Annotated in this window: 8 protein-coding genes; 3 read left to right on the plus strand and 5 right to left on the minus strand. The window is 67.7% G+C overall.

All coding sequences use genetic code 11. The features are described from left to right. Window positions 1-146: 146 nt before the first annotated feature. The 5 genes from FM051_RS49055 to FM051_RS49075 form a co-directional block, all read right to left on the minus strand. Window positions 147-2,729, minus strand: coding sequence for an excinuclease ABC subunit UvrA (locus FM051_RS49055; protein WP_158854746.1), 2,583 nt, complete (start codon window positions 2,727-2,729; stop codon window positions 147-149). A gap of 173 nt (window positions 2,730-2,902) precedes the next feature. Further along, complete coding sequence (locus tag FM051_RS49060; RefSeq protein WP_158854748.1) at window positions 2,903-3,271, minus strand: winged helix-turn-helix transcriptional regulator; 369 nt, start codon at window positions 3,269-3,271, stop codon at window positions 2,903-2,905. Window positions 3,272-3,787: 516 nt separating this feature from the next. Further along, window positions 3,788-4,249 carry a nuclear transport factor 2 family protein gene (locus FM051_RS49065; protein ID WP_202919510.1) on the minus strand — a complete coding sequence of 154 codons (462 nt, stop codon included), beginning with the start codon at window positions 4,247-4,249 and terminating at the stop codon, window positions 3,788-3,790. A 101-nt stretch (window positions 4,250-4,350) separates the two neighbouring features. Continuing rightward, window positions 4,351-4,944 (minus strand): RICIN domain-containing protein, encoded by a 594-nt coding sequence (locus FM051_RS49070; RefSeq protein ID WP_158854750.1) that lies wholly within the window; start codon window positions 4,942-4,944, stop codon window positions 4,351-4,353. A 134-nt stretch (window positions 4,945-5,078) separates the two neighbouring features. Continuing rightward, complete coding sequence (locus tag FM051_RS49075; protein ID WP_238413251.1) at window positions 5,079-5,423, minus strand: winged helix-turn-helix transcriptional regulator; 345 nt, start codon at window positions 5,421-5,423, stop codon at window positions 5,079-5,081. A 119-nt stretch (window positions 5,424-5,542) separates the two neighbouring features. Between FM051_RS49075 and FM051_RS49080 the strand changes: the two genes are divergently transcribed. The 3 genes from FM051_RS49080 to FM051_RS49090 all read left to right on the plus strand — a co-directional run bounded on the left by FM051_RS49080 (window position 5,543) and on the right by FM051_RS49090 (window position 8,099). Next, a complete protein-coding gene (locus tag FM051_RS49080) occupies window positions 5,543-5,935 on the plus strand; it encodes a nuclear transport factor 2 family protein (RefSeq protein ID WP_202919511.1) in 393 nt (130 codons plus the stop codon). Between the two features lie 422 nt (window positions 5,936-6,357). Then, on the plus strand, window positions 6,358-6,948 hold the full coding sequence (locus FM051_RS49085; protein ID WP_158854756.1) for a superoxide dismutase family protein: 591 nt from the start codon (window positions 6,358-6,360) through the stop codon (window positions 6,946-6,948). Between the two features lie 725 nt (window positions 6,949-7,673). After that, window positions 7,674-8,099 (plus strand): hypothetical protein, encoded by a 426-nt coding sequence (locus FM051_RS49090; RefSeq protein ID WP_158854758.1) that lies wholly within the window; start codon window positions 7,674-7,676, stop codon window positions 8,097-8,099. Window positions 8,100-8,186 lie beyond the last annotated feature (87 nt).

Consider the following 8,186-nt stretch of genomic DNA (forward strand, 5'->3'; position numbering starts at 1 on the left):
CGACCACATGGACCACGAGTACCAGCAACCGATCTTGCTCGGGGCGCCTGTCTCAAACCCGACTTCATTCATGAAGCCGAGACGAAGTCGGCCGTGAGAATATGAAGTGAGATTTGAGATCCTACACGTGAGAAGACCGAGTCGGCTCACGTCGTCGTCATGTGCAGGTGGTCGCTGAGGTAGCCGGCGGTGACGCTGTGGGGGTCTTGGGTGATGTCGTCGGGTGTGCCGGTGGCGACGATGGCGCCGCCGGCGGTGCCGCCGCCGGGGCCCATGTCGATGACGTAGTCGGCGTTGGCGATCATGTCGAGGTCGTGCTCGATGACGATGACGGTGGCGCCGTTGTCGCCCAGGCGTTGGAGGACGTCCAAGAGGGTGCGGATGTCGAGGGGGTGGAGTCCGACGCTGGGTTCGTCGAGGACGAAGAGGGTGTCGGACTGGTTCCGGGTCAGCTCGGTGGCGAGCTTCAGCCGCTGTGCCTCGCCGCCGGAGAGGGCGGGGGTGTCCTCGCCGAGGGTGAGGTAGCCCAGCCCGAGGTCGATGAGCGCCTGGAGGCGGGTGCGGACGCGCCGGATGTCGCCGACCTGGTCGATGGCCTGCCGGACGGTGAGGGTCAGCAGGTCGGGCAGGCTGATCCCGCCGTCCGGGTCGCCGGGAGTCGGGCGGAGGATGTCGGTGGCTTCGGGGGCGTAGCGGGCTCCTTCGCACGCGGGGCAGGCGATGTCGACGTCGGGCAGGAACTGCACGTCGAGGGAGACCTGTCCGGTGCCTTCGCAGCGGGGGCAGCGCAGTGATCCGGTGTTGTAGGAGAAGTCCGCGGCGGTGAGACCCCGTTGCTTGACCGCGTCGGTGGCGGCGTAGGCGCGGCGCAGGTCGTCGAGGATGCCGCTGTAGGTGGCGACGGTGGAGCGGACGTTGATGCCGATGGGGGTGGCGTCGACCATGTTGACCCGGGTGATCGCCGGTGCGTCCACCGCCGTGACGTGGCCGGGCAACGGGTGGCCCGCGACGTTCGCCTGGAGTGCGGGGACGAGGCTTTCGAGGATCAGTGTGGTCTTGCCCGATCCGGACACGCCGGTCACGGCGGTCAGGCGGCCCTGGGGGATGTCGACGTCCAGGGCGTGCACGGTGTGCAGGGGGCGGGTGGACAGGTGGATGCGGCCCTGGTCGAACATCTCGTCGCGGTGTGCCCTGGAGCGCACGAGGACGGGTTCGCGGCCGGCGAGGAATCCGCCGATCAGGGAGTCGGGGTTCCTGCCGAGGGCGGTGAGGTCGCCGGTGGCGAGGACGGTGCCGCCTTCGGTGCCGGAGCCGGGGCCGATCTCGATGAACCAGTCGGCCTCGCGCAGGACCTGGATGTCGTGGTCGACGAGCACGACGGAGTTGCCGTCGCGGAGGAGGTCGCGCATGACGCCGAGCAGGCCGTCCACGTTCGAGGGGTGCAGGCCGATGGAGGGTTCGTCGAGGACGTAGAGCACTCCGGTGGTCTGGTTGCGCACCGCGCGGGCCAGCTGGACGCGTTGCCGCTCGCCGGTCGACAGCGTCGAGCTCGCCCGGTCCAGGCTGAGGTAGCCCAGGCCGAGCTCGACCAGACGGCGAGCGGTCTCCAGCAGGGTGGCGACGATGTTCCGCGCCATCCGGTGCATCTGCGGTGGCAGCGTGTCGGCGAGGGTGGGGGCCCAGGCGGTGAGTTCGTCGAGCGTCTTCGACGTGGCCTCGGCGAGGTTGATGCCGTCGACGATCGGGGCGCAGGCCTGTTCGCTGAGCCGGGTGCCGTGGCAGGCGGGGCACACCTGGGCGCTGATGAACTTGTTCACCCGGTTCAGGCCGCGTTCGGTGGTGGCGTTGTTCAGGGCCTCTTCGACGGCCCGGCGGGCGTTGCGGTAGGTGAAGTCGAGCTCGAAGAGTTTGCCGTTGTTGGACCGGACGCTGACGTGCCGCTTCTCCGCGGGGCCGTGCATGACGATCTCCCGCTCCTGCGCGGTCAGGTCCGCGTAAGGCACGTCCGTGCGTACCCCGAACTCCGCGACGACCTGCGGCATCACCGTCAGTCCGAACATGGACCACGGGGCCACCGCCCCGTCGGCGATGGTGAGTTCCAGGTCGGGGACGAGGGATGCCTCGTCGACTTCCCGGACCACGCCGGTGCCGGTGCACCGCGGGCACGCGCCGTCGGAGTTGAAGGCGAGCGACTCCGCGCCGGGTGGGTAGAACGTCGCTGCGCACACCGGGCAGGTCAGGGTGAGCCCGGCGGCCACGTCGATGGTCGGGTCCTGCCGGTGACCGTCCGGGCACAGGTGCGAGGCCAGACGGGAGAACAGCAAGCGCAGCACGTTGAGCAGTTCGGTCGACGTGCCGAAGGTGCTGCGGACCCCGGGCACACCCGGACGCTGCCGCAAGGCGAGAGCCGCGGGCACGTGTTCGACGCTGTCCACCGCCGCACGTGGCGCCTGCGCCATCCGTCGACGTGTGTAGGTCGACAGCGCCTCGATGTAGCGCCGTGACCCCTCCGCGTACAGAACCCCCATCGCCAGCGACGACTTGCCGGAACCGGACACCCCTGCCACCGCGACGAGCCGGCGCAGCGGCACCGTCACATCGATGCCCTTCAGGTTGTGGACCTTCGCCCCGCGGACCTGGATCGCCGACGGCTGATCGTGCGTGCCCGAGCCCTGCGTGCCCGAGCCCTGGGTGCCTGAAGCCCCGCCCGCTACCTCGTCATGCGCCATTACGTCTCCCTCCGGAGTGAAGTCGTTCGACGGGTCTTCAGCGTCGTCGCCTCGGTCTCGACGATCTTCATGCTCGCGGACAATGCTGTGGACCGTCGACACTGAGGTTCTGCTCGGCGAGCGTTCCCGGTGGCCGGCGGTGTGCGCGGTGCCGGAGTGTTCCCCTTTCGAGATCAGCGGCGGGTGTCGTAGGTCTCGCGGGCGGCGAGTACTTCTTCGATGTGTTCCTCGGCCCAGCGGCCCAGTGCCTGGAGGGGTGCGTGCAGGGTGCGTCCGAGGGTGGTGAGTTCGTATTCGACCCTGGGTGGCATCTCGGCGTAGACGTGTCGGGTGACGAGTCCGTCGCGTTCCAGGTCCCGCAGTGTCTCGGTGAGGACTTTCCCGCTGATCCCGTCGACCGTGTTGCGCAGGTCGCCGAAGCGCATCGGGCCGTCGCTGAGGGCGATCACCACCATGGCCGTCCGCTTGTTGGCGATGCGGGCCAGTGATGTGCGGGACGGGCAGGTCGCGGTGAGCACGTTGAATTCTGGGTGCTGGGACATGGACTGTCTCCGTTCCTCACCTACGTCGAGGCAGTTGGTCATCGCCCGTTGCCGTGGTCGGCGTGGGATACGGGAGTAGGTGTTCGCCGCGGCCACGAGTTGGTCGACCGGGCCCGGTAGAGCCGGCGCCTCCCTCGACCGCCCACGGTGCGGCCGAGCCGTTGCGAACGTGACGGTTCGGCTTTGCCGGAGGTGTCCGGTCCGGACGCGTGGACGACCGCGTCGGTTTCTCGCTGCTACCTCTTACCCGGTGCGGAAGAGAGACGGCTCGCCGGGTCGGGGGCTGCGAGGGTCGGGTGCGCGGCAGTCCGCCCGGCTGCCCGAGAGTGGCCGGGCGGACTCGGCACAGGTGTCCGGCCGGATGCTCCGGAAGGACTGCGGCCGTCCGCCGCCGCATCGTGGATGCGCGCAACGTCGATCACCTGGATGAAGTCGACTTCTTGGTGCTGTTCGGGACGTCGGCGGCCCCGAGGTGGAGGAGGACCATCCGCGTTCGACAACGTCGCCGAACTGGTGTCAGTTGGCGTCCCAGAAGGCGTTCTCGGCGTCCTGGTCGGCGGAGAACAGCCACACCTCGGCGATCCGGTCGTCCTCGACCCGGAAGACGTCGATGCCGTCCATCGACATTTCGGCGCCGTCGCGTCGGGCGCTGAAGTGGACCGGGATGGTGAACAGCGCGCCGTTGACCATCGTGGGGCCGGTCGGCGTGATCTCCAGCGTGCCGTTGGTGGCGGCCATCTGGGCGCCGAGCATCTGGTTGACCGCGTCACCGCCGACGTGGGCGCCGGCGAGGCGGTGGTTGCCGGGCTGGTGCCACACGATGTCCTCGGTGAACAAAGCGGCGACCGCGCCGAAGTCCTTCGCGGCCACCGCGTCGGCGTACTTGCGGGCGACGGCGAGCGTGGTGCTGGAGTCCATCGTGAACATCTCCTTGACGAGTCCTTGCTGGTGGACCCGATACTCACCATCAGTAACCACTTACCTCAACGTAACTAACGCTCCAATGTGACCCAGGTCATAAAGCTTCGCTGTCCATCGACCGGACGGGTGATGCGGCGTGATCACCGCGGGAACGGTGATCACGCCGCACCGCTACTTGCGCACCAGGCGAAGCGCCAGCGCTGGACCGTGTTGTTGTTGCAGGTGTACCAGCGGACTTCGGCGCCGGGGTTGGTGTTGAACTCCCAGTTGCCCAGGCACAGACCGCTGTGCTGGTTGACGATCACCTTGCCCGTGCCACCCAGGTCGGTCGACGGCCCGAGCAGTTGCGGCCAGCCGTCACCGGTCCACGTCAGGTCCCGGATCTGGAGGTAGGCGTCGAACCCGCCGGTGTCGCGGGTCGAGTCGTAGTGGTGGTGCGCGATGCGGTAGTTGTTCTTCGAGCCGTTGCAGCAGACGTCGAAGGACGCGAACAGGTGGTAGAAGCCGTCGCGGTACACGATGGACATCGCCTCGATGGCGTGATTGGACCGCGCCGCGAGGTGGATCTCCGGCGTGTTGGGAGCGAACTTGCCGTCGACTCCCAACTGCCGCATGTAGATGCCACCCCACCAGGAGCCCCACGCGTACGGGGTGGCGCGCTGCCCGTTGACCACCGACCAGATCGGATCGGAGTCGATCGCGTTGTAGGACAGCCGCCCTGCGAGCGCAGCACCTCGCCCTGATCGGTCCACGGACCCTCGATGTCCGTCGCCGTGGCCGGCCCGATCGCGGACCGCCGACTGCCGAACGTCGTGCCCGCGCAGTACACCCGCCAGCCACCGTCGACCTGGTCCAGGCTCGGCGCAGACGTGTAATCCCAGGTAGATCAGGAACGAGCGTCGTAGCTCTCGCGGGCCGCAAGGACCTCTTCGGCGTGCTCCTCGGCCCAGCGGCTCAGCGCCTCCAGGGGCGTGTGCAGCGTGCGGCCCAGCGCGGTCAGCTCGTACTCGACCCTTCGCGGCACCTCGGCGTACACGTGCCGCACGACGAGACCGTCGCGCTCCAGATCCCGCAACGTCTCGGTGAGGACCTTGGCGCTGACCCCCTCCACGAGGGTGCGCAGGTCACCGAAGCGCATCGCGCCGGGACCGAGCGCGATCACGGCCATCGCCGTCCACTTGTTGTCCATCCGGGCCAGTGACGTGCGGGACGGCCAGGTCGCCGTGTTCACATTCCACTCAAGATACTGTGACATGGGCCACATCCGCTCATTGGTTACGTTGAGGTGACTGTCCACCGACGACGACCATGGGGCTGTCATACGTCGGGCCTCACGAAGGAGTGGCCACAGTGGACACTACGCGCGCCCTTGCCCGCAAGTACGTCGACGCGCTGTCCGCCAAGGACTTCGCCACCGTCGGTGCCCTGTTCACCGATGACGCAGTGTGGCACCAGCCCGGCGACAACCGGCTCTCCGGCACCGACCACGGCCGCACCGAAGTCGACCAGGTCATCGACGCCACCATGATCATCAGCGAAGGCACCTTCGAACTCGCGGTCACCGGCGCCCCCATGGTCAACGGCACGATGGTCGCCGTTCCTGTGCGCTTCTCGGCCCAGCGCAACGGCACCGAACTCGCACAGGACGGCATCGACGTCCTACGGATCGAGGGCGACCGGATCGTCGAGGTCTGGCTGTTCTCCGCCGTCCAAGACGCCGAGGACGCCTTCTGGGGGCACTGACTGGGACAAGGTCGGGACGGTTCGCCCCGGCGTCGCCTCGCCGAGGCCGCGGACGAGTGCCGATCGACTTCGTCAGCGAGCCCACGGCCTGTGCAAGCGACGACTGAAGTCGGCACACCAAGTGCGTTAAGGCTTTCGACTGCGCGTAACCCCTTGGTCGATGTCCTCTTGCGACAGAAGGGTATTCGACCAAGGGCAGTGTGATCAGTGTGCGCCACCTCGACCCGAGGGGGTCTCAACGCACGCCAGGCTGCGGGCGGGTCGGTGTTCGCCGGCATCACCACCCCAACGGCTGACGCCGCACCACGGTCAGAACTTCGCGGAACTTCCTCCGCCGATCTTTGGCAAGACTCGCTCGCACGCGACATTCGACTACTGTCCACTTAAGACAATGAGTTCACGCAAGAAACGCAAGGAGAAGCATGCGCACGACGGCGACAGTTCTCATGGGAGCTGTCCTGCTCGCAGGCGGCCTCGCCGCCTGCTCTTCCGGCAACGCCACGAGCCCGACGCCCGCCACCACCACCGCCGCCCCGGTGCCGGGCACCCCGGTCGCCGAACCCGCGGCATCCGGCGACCAACCCGCAGCCATCACCTACAACACGCAGCGAATCCCGGCCGGCGCACAACTGGCAACCTCGGCGACCGTGGCGGACGGCCGGACCGCGGTGACTCTGACGGTCACCGGCCTGCCGCCGAAAACCGCATACGGGGCGCACGTGCACACCAAGACCTGCGGCGCCAAGCCCGCGGACTCCGGCCCGCACTACCAGAACGAGAAGGATCCGGTGTCGCCGTCGGTCGATCCGAAGTACGCGAACCCGAACAACGAGATCTGGCTGGACTTCACCACCGACGACAAGGGGGCGGCGACCTCGTCGGCGACCGTGGACTGGCAGTTCCGCAAGGGCGACGCGAACGCGATCGTCCTGCACGACACGCACACCCACACCGAGCCGGGGAAGGCGGGCACCGCGGGTGACCGGCTGGCCTGCCTGACATACGCTTTCTGAATCGCCTCCTCACACCGCTCCTCCCCCGCGGAACGAGCAGGCGCAGCGCCGTCCGCCATGTCGCCCGGCGGACGGCGCTTTCACGTCCTCAGCTCGGCCGGCACCGCAGGTTCACCGCCCAAGCCCAGGGCATCATCGTCGGCGGACGTTCTCCACATCGACACCGCACTCGGCAAGCGGCTGTACGCGTTGGCCTCCCTCGAACACGGCACCCTCAGGAATGGGCGGCGCAGCAGGCCAGGAACCTCACCGCCGACCTCGGAACACGCATGGAGTCCCTACGCACCCCGCTACGCGACCACGACGGCAAGTACGGCGAGGCGTTCGACGCCGTCTTCGAGGCCGATGGCATGCACGTGATCAAGAGCGATGATTTTCGAGCGGCACATGTTCACGAGGGTGCAGCCGTTCCAGGATCGCCCGCAATGCCGTCGCGGGCACGACACCGGCAACCCTCCACAACAGCGTCGGGAACCACCGGTGGGTCCGATCCGACTACTCAGGAGAGGGCTCTCACTAGGAGGTATTCCATGGAACGCCGTACTTTCCTGCGCGCGTCCGCGTTGTCGACCGGGTCGAGACCGTACTGGAGTACGAGCGCCGCGGCACGGTCTGGCATAACTCGTAGCGCAGCTTGGAGGGTTGATCACTCCCGGCGGTAACCATGAGAGAGATCTTCTGAGTACTGAGAGAGAGGACCAGCGATGCTCGACCGTCGTTCACTCATGACCAATGGCGCCGCCGTCTCGTTCGGCGCGCTGGCGCTGGCCGCCGTCACCAGCGGAACCGCTACGGCTGACGCCGCGCCCGCCGGATACAACCCGTGGGTCCCGCTGCCCGACCCGGCCACCACGCCCGTCCCCAACCCGCCGTTCTCGAAGAGCCTCACGCGGGAGGAGCGGCGCAACCTGGAGACGTTCGGCGAACTCGACTTCGACGTCTTCACCAACGAGAAGTGGTCACGCCTCGGTGAGAGCCACGCCAGGCACGTCCGCGTGCACTGGCCGGACGGCCACTACACCGACGGCATCGACCGGCACATCGAGGACCTGAAAGCCCTGTTCGCCTGGGCACCGGACACCCGGATCCAATCGCACTACCTGCGCGTGGCCCCTCTCTGTCAGACTGGTGTGAGACACAGGATCAGTTGAGTCTTCTGTGGAATTCGTAGGGCGAAGACAGGATTTTTGGGACTGTGACGTTGAGTGCCGCCGATCTCCAGGCCGATGATGGTTCGG

Source organism: Saccharothrix deserti (assembly GCF_009769385.1).
Taxonomy (GTDB): domain Bacteria; phylum Actinomycetota; class Actinomycetes; order Mycobacteriales; family Pseudonocardiaceae; genus Actinosynnema; species Actinosynnema deserti.